General features: G+C 51.5%; 2 tRNA genes. Both read right to left on the bottom strand.

Annotated elements, in window-relative coordinates:
• Positions 1–42: 42 nt before the first annotated feature.
• Positions 43–115: transfer RNA gene (locus HMPREF2737_RS11120), tRNA-Phe, on the bottom strand.
• Between the two features lie 11 nt (positions 116–126).
• A tRNA-Asp gene (locus HMPREF2737_RS11115) sits at positions 127–202 on the bottom strand.
• Positions 203–204 lie beyond the last annotated feature (2 nt).

Here is a 204-nt window from a genome sequence, read left to right as displayed (position 1 = left end):
AGTCAGTTGCTCTACCAATTGAGCTAGGCCGGCATAACAAAATGGTTCAGGACAGAGTCGAACTGCCGACACATGGAGCTTCAATCCATTGCTCTACCAACTGAGCTACTGAACCGTAATAAGTAATGGCGGTCTCGACGGGAATCGAACCCGCGATCTCCTGCGTGACAGGCAGGCGTGTTAACCGCTACACTACGAGACCTA

The sequence above is a fragment of the Staphylococcus sp. HMSC069D12 genome, assembly GCF_001810405.1.
Taxonomy (GTDB): domain Bacteria; phylum Bacillota; class Bacilli; order Staphylococcales; family Staphylococcaceae; genus Staphylococcus; species Staphylococcus haemolyticus.
This window is presented reverse-complemented; position numbering and strand designations above follow the sequence as displayed.